The sequence below is a fragment of the Chthoniobacterales bacterium genome (assembly GCA_035274845.1).
GTDB lineage: Bacteria > Verrucomicrobiota > Verrucomicrobiia > Chthoniobacterales > UBA10450 > AV80.
The window spans coordinates 41,221-61,093 of the sequence record DATENU010000012.1 but is presented as its reverse complement, the minus strand read 5'-3'; the positions used below and the strand labels follow the sequence as shown (position 1 = coordinate 61,093).

General features: G+C 60.6%; 17 protein-coding genes. 12 read left to right on the top strand and 5 right to left on the bottom strand.

Annotated elements, in window-relative coordinates:
- From VJU77_08430 to VJU77_08405, 6 genes are all read left to right on the top strand, one after another.
- A complete protein-coding gene (locus VJU77_08430; protein ID HKP03369.1) occupies positions 1-972 on the top strand; it encodes an AAA family ATPase in 972 nt (323 codons plus the stop codon).
- 118 nt (positions 973-1,090) lie between these two features.
- Complete coding sequence (gene fabG / locus VJU77_08425; GenBank protein ID HKP03368.1) at positions 1,091-1,834, top strand: 3-oxoacyl-[acyl-carrier-protein] reductase; 744 nt, start codon at positions 1,091-1,093, stop codon at positions 1,832-1,834.
- 32 nt (positions 1,835-1,866) lie between these two features.
- The gene (locus VJU77_08420; protein HKP03367.1) at positions 1,867-2,499 is read left to right on the top strand and encodes a hypothetical protein; all 633 of its coding nucleotides are present in this window, start codon (positions 1,867-1,869) and stop codon (positions 2,497-2,499) included.
- Positions 2,500-2,541: 42 nt separating this feature from the next.
- Positions 2,542-3,018 (top strand): peptide-methionine (S)-S-oxide reductase MsrA, encoded by a 477-nt coding sequence (gene msrA, locus VJU77_08415; GenBank protein HKP03366.1) that lies wholly within the window; start codon positions 2,542-2,544, stop codon positions 3,016-3,018.
- A gap of 7 nt (positions 3,019-3,025) precedes the next feature.
- Positions 3,026-3,721: a 6-phosphogluconolactonase gene (gene pgl, locus VJU77_08410; GenBank protein ID HKP03365.1), complete on the top strand. Its 696-nt coding sequence runs from the start codon at positions 3,026-3,028 to the stop codon at positions 3,719-3,721.
- A gap of 30 nt (positions 3,722-3,751) precedes the next feature.
- Positions 3,752-4,807, top strand: a complete 1,056-nt coding sequence (locus VJU77_08405) for an NAD-dependent epimerase/dehydratase family protein (protein ID HKP03364.1) — start codon at positions 3,752-3,754, stop codon at positions 4,805-4,807.
- A 125-nt stretch (positions 4,808-4,932) separates the two neighbouring features.
- Here the strand turns inward: VJU77_08405 and VJU77_08400 are convergent, their stop codons facing one another.
- A complete protein-coding gene (locus VJU77_08400) occupies positions 4,933-5,337 on the bottom strand; it encodes a hypothetical protein (GenBank protein ID HKP03363.1) in 405 nt (134 codons plus the stop codon).
- A 248-nt stretch (positions 5,338-5,585) separates the two neighbouring features.
- On the opposite strand from VJU77_08400, the gene VJU77_08395 reads away from it, so the two are divergent.
- The 3 genes from VJU77_08395 (at position 5,586) to murJ (ending at position 12,026) form a co-directional block, all read left to right on the top strand.
- A complete protein-coding gene (locus VJU77_08395) occupies positions 5,586-6,341 on the top strand; it encodes a Nif3-like dinuclear metal center hexameric protein (GenBank protein ID HKP03362.1) in 756 nt (251 codons plus the stop codon).
- Between the two features lie 7 nt (positions 6,342-6,348).
- Entirely contained in the window at positions 6,349-9,432 is a 3,084-nt protein-coding gene (locus tag VJU77_08390) for a DUF2339 domain-containing protein (GenBank protein ID HKP03361.1), read from the top strand.
- A gap of 980 nt (positions 9,433-10,412) precedes the next feature.
- On the top strand, positions 10,413-12,026 hold the full coding sequence (murJ, locus tag VJU77_08385; protein ID HKP03360.1) for a murein biosynthesis integral membrane protein MurJ: 1,614 nt from the start codon (positions 10,413-10,415) through the stop codon (positions 12,024-12,026).
- Between the two features lie 323 nt (positions 12,027-12,349).
- On the opposite strand, the gene VJU77_08380 is transcribed toward murJ, so the two are convergent.
- Complete coding sequence (locus VJU77_08380) at positions 12,350-13,486, bottom strand: aminotransferase class V-fold PLP-dependent enzyme (protein HKP03359.1); 1,137 nt, start codon at positions 13,484-13,486, stop codon at positions 12,350-12,352.
- Positions 13,487-13,623: 137 nt separating this feature from the next.
- On the opposite strand from VJU77_08380, the gene VJU77_08375 reads away from it, so the two are divergent.
- On the top strand, positions 13,624-14,886 hold the full coding sequence (locus VJU77_08375; protein ID HKP03358.1) for a Glu/Leu/Phe/Val dehydrogenase: 1,263 nt from the start codon (positions 13,624-13,626) through the stop codon (positions 14,884-14,886).
- A gap of 37 nt (positions 14,887-14,923) precedes the next feature.
- On the top strand, positions 14,924-15,853 hold the full coding sequence (locus VJU77_08370) for a hypothetical protein (protein ID HKP03357.1): 930 nt from the start codon (positions 14,924-14,926) through the stop codon (positions 15,851-15,853).
- A 463-nt stretch (positions 15,854-16,316) separates the two neighbouring features.
- Here VJU77_08370 and VJU77_08365 read toward each other — a convergent pair whose 3' ends face one another.
- Together VJU77_08365 and VJU77_08360 are read right to left on the bottom strand one after the other, a co-directional pair.
- On the bottom strand, positions 16,317-17,141 hold the full coding sequence (locus VJU77_08365; GenBank protein ID HKP03356.1) for an alpha/beta fold hydrolase: 825 nt from the start codon (positions 17,139-17,141) through the stop codon (positions 16,317-16,319).
- The gene (locus VJU77_08360) at positions 17,138-17,980 is read right to left on the bottom strand and encodes a sterol desaturase family protein (GenBank protein ID HKP03355.1); all 843 of its coding nucleotides are present in this window, start codon (positions 17,978-17,980) and stop codon (positions 17,138-17,140) included. The genes VJU77_08365 and VJU77_08360 overlap by 4 nt, the downstream gene beginning before the upstream one ends.
- An 81-nt stretch (positions 17,981-18,061) precedes the next feature.
- On the opposite strand from VJU77_08360, the gene VJU77_08355 reads away from it, so the two are divergent.
- Positions 18,062-18,931, top strand: coding sequence for a LysR family transcriptional regulator (locus VJU77_08355; protein ID HKP03354.1), 870 nt, complete (start codon positions 18,062-18,064; stop codon positions 18,929-18,931).
- A 140-nt stretch (positions 18,932-19,071) separates the two neighbouring features.
- Here the strand turns inward: VJU77_08355 and VJU77_08350 are convergent, their stop codons facing one another.
- Complete coding sequence (locus tag VJU77_08350) at positions 19,072-19,839, bottom strand: hypothetical protein (GenBank protein ID HKP03353.1); 768 nt, start codon at positions 19,837-19,839, stop codon at positions 19,072-19,074.
- Positions 19,840-19,873: the final 34 nt, after the last annotated feature.

Below are 19,873 nucleotides of genomic sequence, written 5' to 3'. Positions count from 1 at the left end.
ATGTCCTTCACCCGCACCGGCGCCTTCGAGTACCTCAACCGCGCGCACGAGCGCGGTCGCCTCGGCCACGCCTATTTGATTTCCGGCCCGCCCGGCAGCGGCAAGCGGGCGCTCGCCTCCGACCTGTCGAATCTGGTTTCGGGAACGCAATCCGAGGACGTGTTCAGCGCACCGCCGCCCGGTGTCTATCTGGCGGAGCCGGAATCGAAATCACGCCGGATCGTGATCGAACAGATCCGCGCCCTCGAACACACCTTGCAAATGCGGAGCGGCAATGGTCACCGGAAAGTCGCCATTATCGCCGAGGCTGATCGCCTGATGCCGCAAGCCGCGAACGCATTTCTAAAAACGTTGGAGGAACCGCCCAAAGATTCGCTTCTGATTCTCCTGAGCGCCATGCCGGAGGTTTTGCCCGACACGATTCTTTCGCGTTGCGTGGCCGTTCCGCTCGCCGCCGAAGAAAAAGCGGTGCTCTCGGCTGAAGAGAAAGAGATGATCGAGTTGCTCGGGCAAACGGCAAAGTCGAAAGCGGAGGGGATTCAGGCGGCATATTATTTAGCCGGGCAGTTTCAACGTTTGCTTCGCCAGATTCGCCAAACGATCCAGGAAGAGAATGACGCGGCGGAGAAGGCTGAAGTGGCCCGCTACAAGAACACGACCGACGGCGCGTGGCTTGATGATCGGGAGGATTACTATAAGGCGCTGACCGAAAGCCGGTATCTGCGCCGGCGCGCCGGTCTGGTCGAGATTCTTTTTCTTTGGTGGTCGGACGTTCTGCGAGCGAATACGGGCGTTGCGCGCCGGGAACTTCCGAGCGCGAAGCGCGAAACGGAAGCGCTCGCCGCCCGGCTAGAGACGCCGGATGTTTTGCGGCGAATCCGACGCCTGGAAGACATGCGCGATCATCTCGGACGAAACATCCAGGAAGCGCTCGCCGTCGAAGTGGCCTTTCTGAGCGTGTTTGTGTGGTAGGGACGCCGCGCTGCGGCGTCCTTTTAGGTGGCCGCGCGTTTGCGGACGGCGCAGCGCGCCGTCCCTACCTTCTCCTTGATGGTTGTTCCCGAGACGAAGGTTGCCTAACATTCGTCCCATGAGATTCGAAAACCAGGTCGCGGTCGTGACGGGAGCGGGGAGGGGGATTGGGCACGCTATTGCCGTTCGTCTCGCCAGCGAAGGCGCGCGGGTCGCTTCCGTCAGCCGCACTGAGGCAAATGCGAAAAAGACGGCCGAGGAGATCAACGCGACCCGGGCCGACGCGGCCAGGGCGTACGCCGTCGATGTTGCCGAACAGGACGCGGTCCAGAAAGCGGCCGGACAAATCCTGGAGGAGTTCGGGCGCGTCGACATCCTGGTGAACAATGCCGGTGTGACCCGGGACGGCCTCAGCATGCGGATGCCGCTGGAGGATTGGGACACCGTTTTGAACACGAATTTGAAAGGCGCGTTCAATTTCACCCAGGCGCTGATGCGGCCGATGATCAAGCAACGGAGCGGCCGGATCATCAACATCAGTTCCGTCATTGGCCTGATCGGCAATGCGGGCCAGGCAAATTACGCCGCCAGCAAGGCCGGGTTGATCGGCCTCACGAAATCGCTCGCGCGCGAACTGGCCAGCCGCGGCATCACCGTCAATGCCGTGGCCCCGGGGTTGATCGAGACCGACATGACCGGTGTGCTTTCCGACGAAGTGCGCCAGGGCATCCTGCAAAAAGTGCCACTCGGAAAGCTTGGCCATCCTGACGACATCGCCAGCGCCGTGGCGTTTCTCGCTTCGCCGGAAGCGAAATACATCACCGGGCAGGTGCTGACGGTCGATGGCGGGATGGTGATGTAGCACCGAAGCTGCTTCACAGATGGCCGACGTCTGTGAAGATTCTCTGCGCGCTCATCGCGATTGCTCTCCTTTGGTTAGGCTATCGGCATCTCACTGCGCCGATCGTTTATCCACCAGGCATTCTGATTGCCTCCGATCCGGAGCAAACCGATCTGCCTGACGAGACGTCGATTGAGCACGGAGGCTTTCAATTGAAAACGCTCGCGCATTTTTCCATCGACGCGCGCCTTCTCCATTCAAAGCGGTATCGCTGGGATAACCAATCGGCGCTCGTTCCGGTGGATCTCGCCGTCGGTTGGGGACGCATGTCGGACCAGGCCGTGCTCGATCAGCTCAAGATCAGCCAAAGCATGCGCTTTTATTGGTATGAATATCGGTTGCCACCCCCGATTCCCCAGGATGAAATCGTCCGGCACAGCACCAACATTCACATCATTCCCGCGAACGATACCATCGCGAACGCTTGCGAATCGCTGCGGGGCGGCGAGCTGATTCATCTCGAGGGCGAACTGGTGGAGGCAACCGGTCCGGGCATTGGAACATGGCGCAGTTCCTTGCGACGTGACGATACCGGCAACGGCGCCTGCGAACTTCTCCTGGTGGAGGATTTTACCAGGCTCGACGCCAATTCGATCAGCGCCAGAAAACGCCTCGTTGGGCGTTAGAGCGTGCCTTGCGCGCGGTGCCTTCTCGTCTGATGCTGTAAAATGGCGACAGAAAAAGCGACCTTCGGCGCGGGATGTTTCTGGGGAGTTGAAGCGACCTTTCGTGCCGTTCCCGGCGTGAAGGAGGCCATTGTCGGTTACACCGGCGGCAAAACAAAGAACCCGACCTACGAGGACGTTTGCAGCCACACCACCGGCCACGCGGAAGTTGTCGAAGTGGAGTTCGACCCGGCGACCGTGAGTTATGATCAGTTGCTCGAGGTTTTCTGGGCGAACCACAACCCGACGACGCTGAATCGCCAGGGGCCCGATGTGGGCGATCAATATCGGTCGGTGATCTTTTATCATTCGCCGGAACAACAGGCGGCGGCGGAAGCATCGAAGGCGCGGCTCGACCAGAGCGGCCGGTTCAAGAATCCGATTGTGACCTTCATCGAGCCAGCGCCGGCATTTTATCGCGCGGAGGAATACCACCAGCGGTATCTCGAGAAGCGCGGCCTGTCTCACTGCGCGCTCTGATCAGCGCATGAAGCGGGACGTTATTCGGTCGGAAAATTTCGTGCCGGATGCCGCCCAGTTCATTCTCGACCAGGCCCGCGCCGCTCTCTCCGAGCGAGACCAATTCCGAATCGCTCTTTCCGGTGGGAGAACTCCGCGCCCGGTTTATTCGGACCTGGTCCGGATCGGGAGGGACCTTCCCTGGGACCGGATATTTTTCACTTTCGGCGACGAACGTTGTGTTCCGCCCAATGACGAGCAGAGCAATTTTCGAATGGCGCGCGAATCACTTTTCGTTCTCGCCGGGGTGCCGGAAAAGTCGATTGCCCGGATGCGCGGCGAGATCGATCCGCAGACCGCCGCCCAGGAATATCAGGATAACCTCGACCGCCTCGCGGCCCAAAGCGGCGAGAGCATTTACCGGCATGATTTGGTTTTGCTTGGAATCGGCGATGACGGGCACACCGCTTCCCTGTTTCCCGGAACGGCCGCGCTCGAGGAAGAAACCCGAAGAGTCGTGGCCAATTTTGTCCCGAAGTTCAATACCTGGCGGCTCACTTTTACTTTTCCGCTGATCAACCAGGCGCGGCACGTCTGCTTTTTGGCGGACGCGCACAAGAACGCCGCGCTCCTGGAGAAAGTCCTCGCGGGCGACCGGCAATTTCCGGCCGCGCGGGTCGAACCCGTTGACGGCGGTCTCACCTGGATCCTGGGCGACGCCTAGTCACGGCACGGGTTCCGCTTTTACTTCTTCATGCGCAAGATCATCGTGACTGGTTCCGCCGGTTTGATCGGCTCGGAGACGGTCAAGCATTTCGCGGCCGAGGGTTATCGCGTGATCGGCATCGATAACGACATGCGCAGCCGCTTCTTCGGCGCCGAAGCTTCCACCCAGAAAACCCGGGACCGGCTCGTGGAGACGGTGCGCGATTATCAGCATCACGATATTGATATTCGCGATGCGAATGGCGTGCGGGATCTTTTCCGGCAGCATCGCGGCGAGATTGCCGGGGTGGTGCATACCGCGGCGCAGCCATCGCACGATTGGGCGGCGCGCGATCCGCAGACGGACTTTGGCGTGAACGCGAACGGCACCCTGAATCTGCTCGAGGCCGCGCGCGAAGTTTGCCCCGAAACACCGTTTGTTTTCACTTCGACGAACAAGGTCTACGGCGATACACCGAATCGGTTGCCGTTGCGCGAGCTGACCTCGCGCTGGGAAATCGAGCCGGGCCACGAATACGAGCCCGGGATTTCCGAGACGATGAGCATCGATTACACAAAGCACTCGCTCTTTGGCGCCTCGAAAGCGGCCGCGGACATCCTCGTCCAGGAATACGGCCGCTATTTTGGGATGCCCACGGTTTCATTCCGCGGCGGCTGCCTGACCGGCCCGGCCCACGCCGGCACCGAGCTGCACGGATTTCTTTCCTATCTCATGATTTGCACCGTGACCGGACGGCCTTATCGCGTTTTCGGTTACGGCGGGAAGCAGGTGCGCGACAACATTCACAGCGCCGATCTAGTGGACGCCTTCGCCGCTTTCATTCGCGCCCCGCGGGCCGGCGAAGTCTATAACATCGGCGGCAGCCGCCACAGCAACTGTTCAATGCTGGAGGCGATCACGCTCTGCGAAGAGATCAGCGGCAAACGCCTGACCTGGAAGTACGAGGAAGACAACCGGATCGGCGATCACATTTGGTGGATCAGCGATGTTCGCAAATTTCAGGAACATTATCCCGAATGGAAACTCCGTTACGGCTTGCGTGAAATCCTGGAAGAGATTCACGCGGCGGTTAAGGACGAGTAGCAAAGACTCCGGAATTCTAAGTGTAGCGACGGCGCGGTGTCGCCGTACGGAGGCTTTGCATCAAGCTGCGCGTTCTTACGCCGACTGAGCGGCGTCGCTACAAGGCTGGCGCGCGGATGGCGCTCTCAGTACTCCTCGCCCTCGTCCTTCGTCGTCGGCGCTACCTGGTCCTTGACGCCGTAGACGTGAAACATTACGCCGAACCAATAGAGCGGAATTAACCCCAAACCGAAGCCGGCCGTCGCTGTCGCGGCCAGGGCGCCGGCGAGAAGTGCTCCGATAGCTCCAACGAAAAAGAGTAGTCCAAGCACCTTATAGCCCTTGTAAACATGACCGAGTCCCGGGATCACGCTCAGCATGACCGCGACGGCATCGCTCGCCTTGCCCTCGGCCGTCTCGTGCTCGCTGCGCACCCAATCACAGCGGTCGCACGCTTCCGCGTCTTTCGGCAGGATATGGCCGCAGAGCGGACACACCATCGTGTCGGAGGAAACCGGCGGTTCGGAAACGGGCGCGTCAGTGTATTCCAAAATGTTCCTTCCTTTTTTTGAGAATCGCTGAGGTCATCGTTCCAAGGAGAAGGCCATCCGTCAAGAAGAGTGATTCATCGCCCGGGAATCCCAATTCCGAATCGGCAAGAATCCTTCTCCCGGTCGTCTCGATCTTGATGTGTACGAACAGGATCGCGGTCGGGTGGGGTGGCCGGGATGAAGAATCCTGGGCCGGCCTGCACTACCCCCTGTTCAAGCGCGCGTCCGTTGAGTAGAAAGGACCGCGAATGCCGAACCTGCCTCAACTGGTGGATTATTGCCGCGACCTCCTTGGCGTGGATGAGATCGAAGACTGGCCTAATGCGTTGAACGGCTTGCAGATTGAGAACTCGGGCGAAGTCACGAAGATCGGCGCCGCGGTCGATGCCTCTACTCGCACGATCGATACAGCGATCGAGAAGGGGATCAATTTTCTCATCGTCCACCACGGGTTGTTCTGGCCGGGATTGCAACCGTTCACCGGCGGCCGCCGTCGCCTGCTCGAGCGCGCTTTTCACCACGACCTCGCTCTCTACAGCTCGCACCTCCCGCTCGATGTCCATTCGATGCTCGGCAACAACGCACAGCTCGCCAACGCGCTCGGTTTCGAAAACACCGCGCCGTTCTTCAAGGAAAAGGGCCGTTGCCTCGGGCTGCGAATTGATGCGCGCATCTCCCGCGATGATTTGGCGCGCAAGCTGGAGCAATCGTTGGGCGGGCCGGTGAAACTGTTTCCGGCCGGTCCCGAGGAAATTAAATCGATCGGGGTGATCACCGGAGGCGCCGGCTCGGAAATTTACGCCGTGGCGCGCGAAGGAATCGACACGTTTATCACGGGCGAAGCGCCCCATTGGGCGGCTGTCGCGGCGGATGAGCTGGGCATCAATCTTTTGCTCGGCGGGCATTACGCGACCGAAACATTTGGCGTAAAAGCGCTGGCCGCCCACCTGTCCAATCGCTTCAATTTGCCGTGGGAATTTATCGATTTTCCCACCGGCTTGTGAGGTCCTGATGGAAAACACATTCGTTTGTATCGGCCTGCTGGTCTTCCTCGTCCCGATTGCTCTGGTGATCGTGGGCATCGTCGAGATCTGCAAACTCAAGAGTGCGGTTCGCAATTTGGTTGGGCGCGTGGCGGAACTGGAAGCAGGCGGCGGCCGCGCTCCCGTCGCGCCACCAGCAGCGGCGCAGGCTGTAGCGACCGTGCCCGCGCGAGCCGCGGAAACGGTGTCCGCGCCTCCGCCTCCACCGATAGCCACGGTGCCGATCCCATCGCAGCCGGCTGTGCCTCCACCTCCACCGGAACCGCCCCCGGTCCCGCCGATGCCAGCGTTCCAACCGCCGCCGATTGTCCCGCCGCCGCCGCCACCGGTCCCCGCAAAGCCGTTCGATTGGGAAGCATTTTTCGGAGTGAAACTTTTCGCCTGGATCGGCGGGTTCGTCCTCTTCCTCGGGATCGTCTTCCTGGTAAAATATTCCTTCGACAACAACCTGATCACGCCCGCAATGCGCGTCGCTATCGGGACGGTGCTCGGTGTCGGCCTTGTCATCACCGGTTGGTTCACCTCCACTCGGCGATATCGCGTCTCCGGCCAGAGCCTTTGTGCGACTGGCGTCCTGGTTCTCTACGGCAACATCTTTGCGGCGCACGTTTACTACCATTTGATCGCCCTCGTTCCGGCGTTCGCTTTCATGGCGGTCGTGACCGCGGCCGCGTTCTTCCTCGCGGTTCGCATGAACGCGCAGGTCATCGTCGTGCTCGGGCTCCTCGGCGGATTTCTCACGCCGGTCTTGCTCTCGACTGGCGTCGATAATCCGACCGCGCTGTTCGGTTACATCGCCGTCCTGAACGTTGGGGTTGCCGCCGTCGCCCTGCGCAAACGATGGGATTATCTGGTTCTGCTCGCGGCGGCCGGGACGATCGTGATGGAATTCGCCTGGGCCGCGAAGTTTTTTGTGCCTTGGAAAGGCAACACCGCTTTTGCCGTTTTCATCGGCTTCGAAGTGCAGTTTCTCGCCATCTTTGCCTGGGCGCGCCGGTTGCATCCTCCGGCCAACTGGACCGCGCGCGCTGCCATCGCGGTTTGCCTGGCGGCACTCGCCTGGGGGTTCTGCCTGTTGAGTTACCGGGACTTTGGGCCGCGACCTGGTTTCCTCTTCACCTACATGTTTGTGGCCGAAGCGGGCCTGCTCGCGCTCGCCTTCTTTTATTCCAAACGCGACCTGGTCGTCCCGCTCGCCGGCGGAATCGTTTTCCTTTTTCTCGCGATCTGGACCGGGATGTACCTGACGTCCGCTTCACTCTGGTGGGCGCTGGGCGGTTACGTCGCGTATTCGATTTTTCACGCGGGCTTCGCGGTCTGGCCGAGAACAACGGGACCTGACGCAGAACGATCGCCCTGGCTCAGTTATCTTCCGCTTCTGCCGCTGGTCCTGATCTGGAGTTGCGTCTCGAAAAATCAAACCGGTTCCGCAGTCTGGTTCTGTCTCCTCATTCTCGACTTCGTCGTCATCGGTGTCGCGCTCGTCCGACGCTCGGTGCTCGCCATCGCCGGCGCTGTCGTCCTCACCTTCATTTCTGCGTTTCTTTGGATCTCAGCCGGCGAGCCGGACATCGACCTGAGCAGCTTTCTCATTGTCGCCGCGGGGTCGGGCACTTTGTTTTTCTCGGTGTTACTCTTCACGGCGCGACGCTTCTTCCCCGATTCGCCGCATGCGCGCCGCAACATCCCCGCGCTCGCCGCCTCGCTTCCGTTTGTCCTGATCATGATGGCAATGACCAAGCTGCCGGCGGCGAATCCGACGCCCTATTTCCTCACCACGTTTGTTCTCTGCGTGCTATTGCTGGGCCTCGCGGTCATCGCCCGCACGAGTTGGATCGCGCTTATCGCGCTCGTTTTCGGCTGGCTCGTCCAATGTGAATGGCAGGGCGCCCCGAATTTCCACATTGATTACGCCGCCCTCGCGCTCGGATGGCAGACGGCGTTTTTCCTGATCTTCTTCGCGTTTCCGTTTTTCACCTCGGAAGAACGGAAGGCGTTGCCGTGGGCGATTGGCGCGCTCGCGGGCCCGCTCCAGTTCGCGCTCATCTACGACACCATCACGAAGGCGTTCCCCGGGTTGCAGAACGGCCTCGCTCCCGCTGCTTTCGTTGTTCCGTATGCGATCGCCGTTTTCTTTCTCATCCGTAACCGCCAGGCGGATCCCGCCACTGGCGATGCGCGGCTCGCGTGGCAAGGCGGGGCCGCGTTGTTTTTCATTACCCTCATTTTCCCGATCCAGTTCGACCGGGAATGGATCACGCTGGGTTGGGCATTGGAAGGCCTGGCGCTCCTCTGGTTGTTCCGGCGGGTTCCGAACCGCGGGCTCCGTTACGTCGGTTTCGGCTTGCTCTGCCTGGCCTTCGTTCGGCTCGCCCTGAACCCGGCCGTGCTGGAATATCATCGCCGCACTCCCACCCCGATCCTGAATTGGTACCTGTATGCTTACGGAATTACCATCGTCTGCCTCTTTGCCGGCGCCTGGCTGATTCGGCCGCCGCGGAACACGGTCTTCGAACGGTCCGCGCCCACGACTCTCTACTCGTTAGGCGCGATCCTTACCTTTCTCCTCCTCAACATCGAGATTGCCGATTATTTTTCCATCGGGCCGACCCTGACCTTTTCGTTCTCAGGCAACTTCGCGCGGGACATGACCTATTCGATCGCCTGGGCGCTTTACGCCTTTGCGTTGCTCCTCATCGGCATGCGCCAGAAGACCCGCTGGGTCCGTTATTCCGGCGTGGCCCTTCTGGTCGTCACGCTCGCGAAACTCTTCCTGCATGATCTCAGCCAGCTCAGCCAGCTCTACCGCATCGGCGCCTTTATCGGCGTCGCGGTTATCCTGATCGTCGCGTCGTTTCTCTATCAACGCTTCCTCGTGCCGAAAGGCGAGAAGCCGCCGCCGCCGCCTCCTCCTCCCGCAGGACCGCCGCCGCCAGTCCCGCCGCCACCGCCGGTTCCAGTCCCACCGGACTCTCCACCGCCGGTGCCGTCGTCACCGTCATCACCGCCGATGCCTCCTCCCCCTCCGCCCCTGCAATCGAGCTCGTCCTAGGAAAGCGGCGACCATTGCACCGACACCAACAGCAACACCGGTGATGATATACGTCACTGACGTATATCATCGGCCAGCGCCGAGCCACCTTGTTCGCGAGCCGCCAGGCGGATTCATCCCCCTCGGTGGCGATCATCGGCCAGCGCCGAGTGTTCGGGCGAGCCTCACAGACTGCTCCAAGCTGGAGCCGCGTTTGCGTGGGGCGCTCGAACATCTCAGGCGGCCAACCCGCGCCCGGAGGGCGCATCGGGATTAGAGCCGGGAGTGAAGCGAAGCGGAACTCCCGATATATGATTCGAAACCAGCGAGCCCTTGGGAAGCGGTGACGGAAAACGCGAAAGGATTAAAGGTGATCCTCTGTTCCCGTTTGCCGATTGATGAGACACCTTCCATTCGAAGTGCCCTCCGTCACCCCTTCCGGGGTTGGAAATGCAATTCGATCGGTTCCCGGAGTTTCGCTGCCGCTCCACTCCGGGCTCTAATCCAACGCCCCTCCGGGGCTGTTGCAGGCGCCAAGCAGCGCCTGAAAGGCGCGAAGGAATAAAGCCGGGAGTGCAGCGAAGCGGAACTCCCGGTGTCTGAATCGAAACCAGCAAGCCCCTGAAAGGAGCGACGGAAAACGCGAAAGGATTATTGGATCCTCTATTCCCGTTTGCCGATTGATGAGACACCTGCCATTCGAAGCGCCCTCCGTCACCCCTTGTCAGGGGTTGAACAGATGCGATCGGTCGGTTCCCGGAGTTTCGCTGCCGCTCCACTCCGGGCTCTAATCCCAGCGCCCCTCCGGGGCTGTTGCAGGCGCCAAGCAGCGCCCGAAACGCGCGAAGGAATAAAGCCGGGAGTGAAGCGCAGCGGAACTCCCGGTGTCTGAATCGAAACAAGCAAGCACCTGAAAGGGGCGACGGACAGGGGGACGGTTACAGAAGGAGCGCCCGCATATTCCGCTTTCGTAAAACGCGACTCCGCTGTTGTGTTGCGCCGTGAAAGAAGCGGCCATCCCGGCGAACAAACGCGTGAGCACGCGCGCGACCGGCATTGTCGGCATCGCCATCCTTTCCAGCCGCATCCTGGGCCTGATCCGCGAAGTGCTTTTCGCCGCGCTCTTCGGCGCTGGAAAAAATCTGGACGCGTTCCTGATGGCGTTCCGCGTGCCCAACATGTTGCGCGACCTTTTTGCCGAAGGCGCCCTCTCAACCGCGTTCATCACCACGTTTTCGAAAAAGATCGCCACCGAGGGGGATGAATCCGCCTGGCGGCTTGCGAACAAGGTGGCCACGCTGGCGGTTGTTTTCATGAGCGCGGTGACGCTGCTCGGAATCCTCTTCGCCCCTCAACTTGTCGACGTGATGACGTGGTGGAGTTGGGACGCGGAAAAGACTGCGCTCACGGTTTTACTCACGCGCATCATGTGGCCGTTCATCCTCCTGGTGTCGCTGGCCGCTCTCGCGATGGGAATGCTCAACGCGAAAAATGTCTTCGGGATGCCCGCGATGGCGTCGAGCTTTTTCAATCTCGGCTCGATCATCGCCGGCGTCGCCCTCGGCTGGTGGTTTGATCCGCATTTTGGCGCGCGTTCATTGATCGGCCTTTCGATCGGCACCCTCATCGGAGGTCTGTGGCAGTTGACCGCGCAATTCCCGTCGCTGCGCCGGGTCGGTTACAAATTCCGGGCCGATTTTTCCTGGCGCGACCCGGGCGTGCGCACCGTCCTCACGCTCATGGGGCCGGCCGTGATCGCCGCCAGCGCCGTCCAGGTAAACGTGCTCATCAATAGTGGCTTCGCGGCGCGCCTCGGCGACGGGCCGGTGAGCTGGTTGAACATCGCCTTTCGTCTCATGCAATTGCCGCTCGGCATTTTCGGCGTCGCCATCGCGACCGTGACGCTCCCCCTTGTTTCGCGCAGTGCGGCACTCGGCAACAAGGCGGAGTTTCGCGGGGCGCTCGCTCACGCGATGCGGCTCGTCATGTTGCTGACGATTCCATCGGCCATCGGTCTTACGATTTTAGCCGAACCGATCATCGGCCTGATTTATCAACATGGCCGCTTCACCAGCGCCTCCACGATTCAAACCGCAGGCGCGTTGCGTTTCTACGCGATCGGGCTCGTCGGGTATTCCGCGGTCAAAGTTTTGGCGCCAGCTTTTTACGCGCTCGATAAACGGAATCTGCCCATGCTGGTCAGTCTTTTTTCCATCGGGTTGAACGTGGCGCTAAATTGGTTCTTCACGTTTCGCATGGACCTCGGCCACCGTGGACTCGCTCTTTCCACCAGCCTGGTTGCGCTGACGAATTTCCTCGTCCTTTACGCCATGATGCGGCGTTATGTCGGCCGTCTCGAAACCGGTGTGATGCTGCGGACGCTCGCGAAATTGTTCCTGGCCGGGGCGTTGCTCGCCGGGATTTGCTTCGCCGCGCAGAATTTCATTTTCGTTTCGCACGACGGCAGCCTTTGGCAGAAGGCGGCCGGGCTACTCATCACCATAGTGGCTGGCGCCGGGGTGTTCTTTGGCGCCGCGTATTTGCTTCGCGTCGACGAAGTGCGGGATGTGGTGGAGCTGGTTCGCGGGAAGCTCGGTCGGGCGCGCGTCGCATAGCAGAGGAAAAGGCCACAGCGCCCGGAGGGTGCGTCGGACTTAAAGCCGGGAGTGGAGCGAAGCGAAACTCCCGGTGTATGATGCAAGGAATGAGCCCTGAGAAGGGGCGACGGAAGGCGCGGCCTCTCAGCCCGTCCGTCACCCCTTGTCAGGGGTTGGACAAATGCGATTGCATCGGTTCCCGGAGTTTCGCTGCGCTCTACTCCGGGCTTTATTCCGACGCCCCTCCGGGGCTGTCACAGCAAGAGCAGACCTTCCTCGGCGCGCTGGAATTGTAGGGTGTCTGTGCCAGGCGCCTTCAACCCGGCGTTTCACGGAAATGCCTACGATTCGAGCGCCTGCGCCAGGTCTTCGATGAGATCATCGGCGTGCTCGAGCCCGACTGATACCCGCAATAACCCCTGCGGCGTGCGTGGGTCCTCGCCTTTGATCGAGGCCCGATGTTCGATGAGACTTTCCACGCCGCCCAGGCTCGTGGCTTGAATGAACAGCTTCGTTTTCGCGGCGACTCCTACTGCGGCTTCCCGGCCACCGCGTACTTCGAACGAAAGCATCCCGCTAAACGCACTCATCTGCCGGGCCGCGATCTCATGCCCGGCGTGCGATTCCAGCGCCGGATAATGGACTGCTTCGACCCGCGCGTGGTCAGCCAGCCAGGTCGCAAGTTTGAGCGCGTTTTCGCAATGCCCGCGCATACGCCAAGGCAGGGAACGCAGCCCGCGCAGGATCAGCCAGCAATCGAAAGGTGAGGGGACCCCGCCGCAGGTCGTCTGGATTTCGCGGACCCGCCCAAAAAAATCTGACGCCGCCCTGGCGATGATCGCGCCGCCCGTGACGTCGGAATGGCCACCGAGATATTTGGTGGTCGCATGCATGACGAGGTCGCATCCCAGTTCGAGCGGCCGCTGGACGATCGGCGCCCAGGTGTTGTCGCAAGCGCAGAGCGCGCCGGCGGCATGAGCGAGCTCCGCGGCCGCGGCGATGTCGGTAATCTTGAGCAGCGGATTGGAAGGCGTCTCGATCCAGATCAACTTCGTTTCGGGGCGCACCGCGTTTTTGACTTCATCGAGCTTCGTCATGTCCACGAAGCTCACTTCCAGGCCCCACCGCAGATAAACCTCGCGCAGGAGCTTCGTCATGCCGTGATAAACGTCCGTTGGCGCAATGACATGATCGCCGGCCGCCAGCGCCTGGAGGACCGCACTGGAGGCGGCCAGTCCGGATCCGAAGGCGGCTGCGTCTTCTCCGTCCTCAAGGGCTGCCAGTGCTTGTTCGAGCGCATGGCGGGTCGGGTTTCCGCTTCGCCCGTAAATGTAGCCGTGCGGATAACCGCCTTCCGCATCGCGCTGGAACGTGGTCGCCATGTGGATCGGGGTGGCGACTGCGCCCGTCGCCGCGTCGACCTCGTGCCCAGCGTGGACCGCCAGCGTTTCGATCCGAGTTTTGCGATCCGGTTTCACAACGATCCTTCTTCTTACTGTAGCCGCCTCGCTCAGTCGAGGCCTCCCCCCGCAATTCGATTTGACGGCTCCTTCGCTCCAGCGCAAATAGCACCTGATTTTCACGCCGGGACAATTTATCTTCCGGCCTTCGCTTTATGAGCATTTACAACGACGAAGTTTTCCAAATGGCGTGCGACCAGTTCCAGGTCATCGCCGATTATCTCCAGATCGACGCCAATGACCGCGACCGGCTCATGCTCCCGAAGCGGGCCATGGCGGTCACGCTCCCGGTGCACATGGATGACGGGAGCACCCAGACTTTCCAGGGGTATCGGGTTCAGCACCACCTTACGCTCGGGCCGACCAAGGGCGGCACCCGTTTCGCCCCTGATTTGACCATGGGCGAAACGGCTGCCCTCGCCATGTGGATGAGCTGGAAATGCGCGCTCGCGAATTTGCCCTACGGCGGCGCGAAGGGCGGCGTGGCCTGCGACGTGACCAAGCTTTCCCGGAACGAGCTCGAAGCCGTCTCCCGCCGTTACATGCAGGAGATGATCCCGTTCGTCGGCCCGCACACCGACATCATGGGCCCCGACATGGGAACCAACGAGCAGGTCATGTCGTGGTTCATGGACACGTACTCGGTCTACCAGGGCTATTGCGTGAACGAAATCGTTACCGGAAAACCGGTCTCGATTGGCGGAACCGAAGGGCGCCGCGAAGCCACCGGCCGCGGCGTCGTCTATCTCATCGAGCGGGCGATGGACGTGCTGAAGATCGACCCGGAAAAATGCACCGCGATCGTGCAGGGGTTTGGCAACGTCGGTTCTGTCGCCGCGTTGTCGCTCGCCTACAAGACCGGCGTGAAAGTTGTCGGAATCAGCGATGCCACGGTTGCGCTCTACAATCCCAATGGGATCGATGTCGCGAAAGCGGAACAGCACGTGATCAAGAAAGGAAATCTGCGGGCGTTCAACGAAGCCGACCGGATCGATCCAAACGAAATGCTCATTATGCCGTGTGACGTGCTCGTGCCGTCGGCCGTGGATCGCGTCATCAATGGGAGCAACGCCGCGAAATTGAAATGCCGGATTCTCGCCGAAGGCGCGAATGGCCCGACCACGCCCGAAGCCGATCTGATCCTGAACGAGCGCTGGGACGAGCTTTTCGTCATTCCCGACATTCTCTGCAACGCCGGGGGTGTGATCGTTTCTTACTTCGAATGGGTCCAGGGTTTGCAGGCGTTTATGTGGAGCGAAACGGAGGTGACCGATAAGCTTTTCCGCATTCTCGAACATTCATTCACGCAAGTGATCAAGCGCGCGAAGGCGCACAAAATCTCGCACCGGACGGCGGCGATGGCCATCGGCGTCGAGCGGGTCATGAAGGCGAAGCACGCCCGCGGTTTGTTCCCCTAACCCTGTAGCGGCGGTCTCAGACCGCCGATTCTCAACGATGAAGTTCTCGCAGCGCGAAGAGAAGCGGGGCGAGCGGCTCCTGGATGTTCTCACCGATGAGGAGAACGGGCTGCGACTCATCGTCTCCCGGCTCGGCGCGGAACTGATCAGCCTCGCGCGGCGAAATCGGCAAGGCGAGTGGATCGGCTTCCTGCATCGCGATAACGAGCTCGGTCCCCCGGAGAAAGGCTGGGCTAACCACGCGACGGTGATGGGTTATTTCCTGCATCGAATCAAAAACGAGCGGACCCTTTACCGCGGCCAGGAGATGCGCGGCGGAACGCACAGTTTTCTGCGGACCAAAGTGTGGCATCGAGTGCTGTCGGATCGCGCCGATGAATTAACTTATCGGATCACGCCTCAAGATTTTTCGGCTACGGAATATCCGCTCAAGGTTTCGCTCCATTTGACCTATCGGATCGAAGGCGCGCGCCTCACGGTTACGTTCAAATTCAAAAATGACGAGCCTGTCCTGACCGCGCATCTAGAGTTCGGATTGCATCCCGGATTCGCGGCGGAATCTTTCGAATCGTTCCACTTCCTCATGCCGCCCGGTCTTTACCGCCGTCATTTTTCTCCGGACAATTATTTGAGCGGCGAAACGGAGGATATCCGTTTCGCTGGCGGCGAAATGCCTTTCGCGAGGGAGAAACTGCGCGGTTCCTACATTCTCGAACTGGTAGGCGTTCCGGATCGCACATTTACCTTCACCGACCCTCCCTCAGGGCGCCGCGTGGTCGTCGATCTGACCGGCGTCCCTTACCTGACGTTGTGGTCCGACGGCGGCCCCTTCCTCTGCGTCGAACCGTGCTGGGGCCTGACCGATCATCACGAGCAACGGGTCTTCGAAAACAAAGAGGGAATCCAGCAGATCCCTCCCGGCGGCGAACTCGTTGCCAGTTTCAGCCTCGAGCCGCAGCTTCAGTAGCGGGCGCTCATGCCCGTCATCCCGAGCGAAGTCGAGGGACCCCGAATTGCTATATCGGCTATCGCCAAACAGGGAGCGGGCGATGACGGAGAAGGTGGATAGTCTCGCAAAGCGGGCGTGCGACTGGGTCCGAATCCGTCCCGCCGCCCCTTCGGGGCTGGTGTTGTTGACACCTAACCCCGGAGTTCGCTGCGCTCACTCCGGGCTCTAGTCCTTCGCGCCTCCGGCGCTCTCTCGAACAACGCGTCCTTGGCATGGAATGCAGCGAAAAACTTGCGCTGCATCAGAGTCCCGGAGGGACGCTGCAATCAAGCCCGGAGTGGAGCGAAGCAAAACTCCGGGTACTTGGTGTAAACGGCACCAGCCCCGAAGGGGCGGCGGAACGGGCGCGCGACCTCGAGATCCTTCTTCGCGCTTCGCCAGCCTCGGGATGACAGGTGTCCCGCGCATTCGCTTAGCTTCGCTATCTCGCGGGCAGCAACCAATTCAGGGCTTCGTGAAAGCTTCGCCAACCTTCGGCGTCAATCGGTGAATTGTGGTTCGCGCCGCGAAGCGGTATCACCCGTTTCTTCCCAGCGTAGGCTTCCACCACCATCTTTTGAAATCGCGGCGCAACGATTTCGTCGTTCTCGGCCAGCAGGAAAATCGCCGGGGCCCGGGTCGCCTTCGCGTTTGCGATGCTGTCGAGATCAGCCGGTACCTTGAATGAGAGCGGGCCTGCCAGCAGCCAAAGATTCCACCACCCAAACTGACGGAGGATCATCTGACGTAGCGCGGGCGGATTATGCAGGATCACTCCAGCGACGGGACGCTTGGCGGCAATGTGCAACGCGGCTGTTGTGCCCAGGCTCGCGCCAAAAATCACGATTGGCCGATTGCCGGCGGCGCGTTTTAGCTCATCAAACGCCGCCAGGACCGCCGGGCCAATTCGCGTCAGCCGCGCCGGCCCTGTGCTGCCACCGAATCCCGGGTAGTTGACTCCCCAAACTTCGATCGCGCGGTTACCGAACATCTCCGCTTCGTCGGCGACCCAGCGTTCCGCACGATCGGCGTTCCCATAAAAACGCAGCACATACGTCGTGGGTTGTCCCGCCCGCGCGGAGCGAGACGCCGCGGTCCACACTTCCACCTCGCCTCCTTCAAACGGGACCGCCTTGCGGGTTGCGCCGGACGTTTGAATGCCGGTCGTAGAAGGAAAGAGGACAAATTGATCAAGCACAGGCAGGCAACTAACCAGGACAAGGTAACCAACGATCGCGCTGAGGCCCAGAACGAGTCGCAACCTCACTTTGCCACCTCCAAGAGTGCCGGGACGCCGAGCTGCTTATTCGCTGCCGTGCAAGCCCATCGTTTTGAGCAGCCGATACAGGTCGGCAAAAAATGGAGCGGGGGAGCCTTCACGACGGCTTCCGAATGGAGATCGCGAAACGCAAGCATGTCGTCGAAGCGATCCTCGCGCCACTCTTCGAAGCCGCAACGACCGCGGAATTTCGCCGGATTTTGAAATGTGCCAAAAATCATGTCCCAGATGGGCAGGTCCGAGAAGTTATTGGTGTGATGCCGGAATTGATGATGCACTCGATGCGACTCGGGCCGCTGGAAAACGTAACCCAGCCAGCGCGGCGTGTTGATGTTCCAGTGATAAAACATCTCACCCGCGGCGATGAAGAGCGTGTAGTAGCCGGCCGCTCCCAGATCACACCCGAAAATCCCGAAGACAATCAGGCTGGTGATGATCGAGTTGATGAAAATTTCGACCGGATGCTTGTAAAACGCGGTGAACATTTCCATCCTCCGCGCCGAGTGATGGATTTGATGCATGGTGCGCCAGAGGAACTGCGATTCATGCCGGTAGCGATGCCACCAGTAAAAGATAAAAGAGGAGAATAGATACACGCCGAGGGCGGCGCTCCACTGGTTCAAATATTCGCTGAAATGGAACAGGGAAACGCGTCCGAGCCGGCGATTCCAGGTCTCGCCGGCAAGAAGGGTCATGGCCAGCTGAACAATATTGATGACGATGACCCGCGGCCACCAGGCGCGAACCCGCGGAAGTTCCATGGCCGGCCAGAAGCGCTCGATGACAAAACAACCGACCGCGACGACGAAAATTAAGAAAATTGGCATGACGCCAGGGTAGGGAATCCTGGTGTCTTCCGTTAATCGATAATCATTGCTATAAACATCGATTAAAGTGATTGTCAATTCGTGAACGTTCATCACTTGGAGTTGTTCTACTACGTGGCTACCCATCGCGGCATTAGTGCGGCGACCCGCAAAATGCCGTATGGGATTCAACAGCCGGCCGTCAGCGGCCAAATCTCACAACTCGAGAAGACCCTTGGGGTGAAGCTGTTTCAGCGCCGCCCGTTTACCCTCACGCCGGCGGGTCGCGAGCTGTTTGCCTTTGCGGAACCGTTCTTTGGGCGGCTTCGGGAAATGCCCCATCGCTTGCGCGGAGAGGAGAACGCGCTGCTTCGGCTCGCGGCGCCCGCCACGATTTTACGCAATCATCTCCCACTGGCCCTGAGAGAGCACAAGCGGAAGTTCCCGGCCCTGCGATTGCAACTGCATGATGCGAATCAGGCCGGGGCCGAAACGCTCCTGCGCAAGGGCAAGATCGATGTCGCGGTCACCGAGCTCGAGGGCAAGCCTGCCGCCGGAATTCAATCGGCCGTGCTCCTGAAGCTTCCTTTCGTTCTGATCGTTCCGCAGCGGGTGAAAGTGAAAACCGCCACGGACTTATGGCGGGCCGGGGCCCCCGGCGAAACCCTCATCTCACTCCCCCCGGAGGAAATAATGGTGAAACAATTTCACGCGCAACTCGCCCGGCGCGGGGTCACGTGGCCGACCCGGGTGGAAGTGAGCGCGATGGACCTTATCCCGATTTACGTGTCGCTTGGCTTCGGCGTCGGATTGTCCCTCGCAACGCCGGGAGCGAAACTCGGAAAGGGACTGCGCGTCTTGCCGCTACCGCAGTTCCCGCCGCTTGTCATCGCCGTCCTTTGGCAGAAGGATCTTTCAGCTGCGAACCGGGCCTTCGTCGAGCAAATCCGGGAACGGGCCGCCGCGATCTGACGGCGTCCGATATCTGACATTGTGGTCGGATCGCCGCCCTGCTCTGCGTCGAACCCTGCTGGGGCGTGAGCCGTCGCCAGCTTAAGCCTCGGGTCGCGATTGGCATTGTAGGGCGACCGCACCGGTTGCCGCGTTTTCTGTTACCGGCCAGGGCCCGTAAACCAACGGAACGACTCCTTGACGAGGTCCGGCCGCATGAAGTGTCCGCCGGAAAATTCTTTCAGCTCCACGTTGTAACCCGAGCGCTTCAATTGACGGACCATGGCCTCAGTCAGATTCACCGAGAGGACCGGGTCTTGCGCTCCGTGCGTAATGAAGATGGGAGGTTTGCCGACGCGGAGCGGAGCGGCCACAAACTCGGGGGAATAGGCGATGACGTGCGAGAAAAGATCTCCGTTCCACAGACCGACCGAAAGCGCATACGAGGCGCCGTCCGAAAATCCCGCGATCGCCAGATGCCGGGGATCGACGGCGATGCGGTCAAACGTCCAGGCGAGAACTCGATCGAGGAAATTGATATCCGGTCCGAAACTTCCCTTGATGCGATCCCAGGTCAGTCCTCTGGATTCCGGCACCGCCACCGCGATTCCTTCTTTGGCAGCCGATTCGCAAAAACTCTGCAGGCCCGCACTGCTGCCGTGCGATCCATGGAGCATGAGGATGAACGGGACCGGTTTTTCTGGATTGTAATTCGACGGCACGGACAAAAACCCGTCCCGGTTGCTGCCCAGTCCAAAGGCACGCCGTCCGGCCGACGGTCGCAGCTTTGGTCTTGCCGGCCGCGCGCGCAATCGTGCGTCGCCCGCGGCTTCGGCGCGCCGGACGACCAGAAATGAAGTGCAGGCAGCGCCGACAGCTCCGCGCAGGCCAAGAGCTGCGAAATGTCTTCGAGTGATCTGCTGAAGCATTCTTAGAAACGCCGGGAGTCGGGCGCCGGAAAGT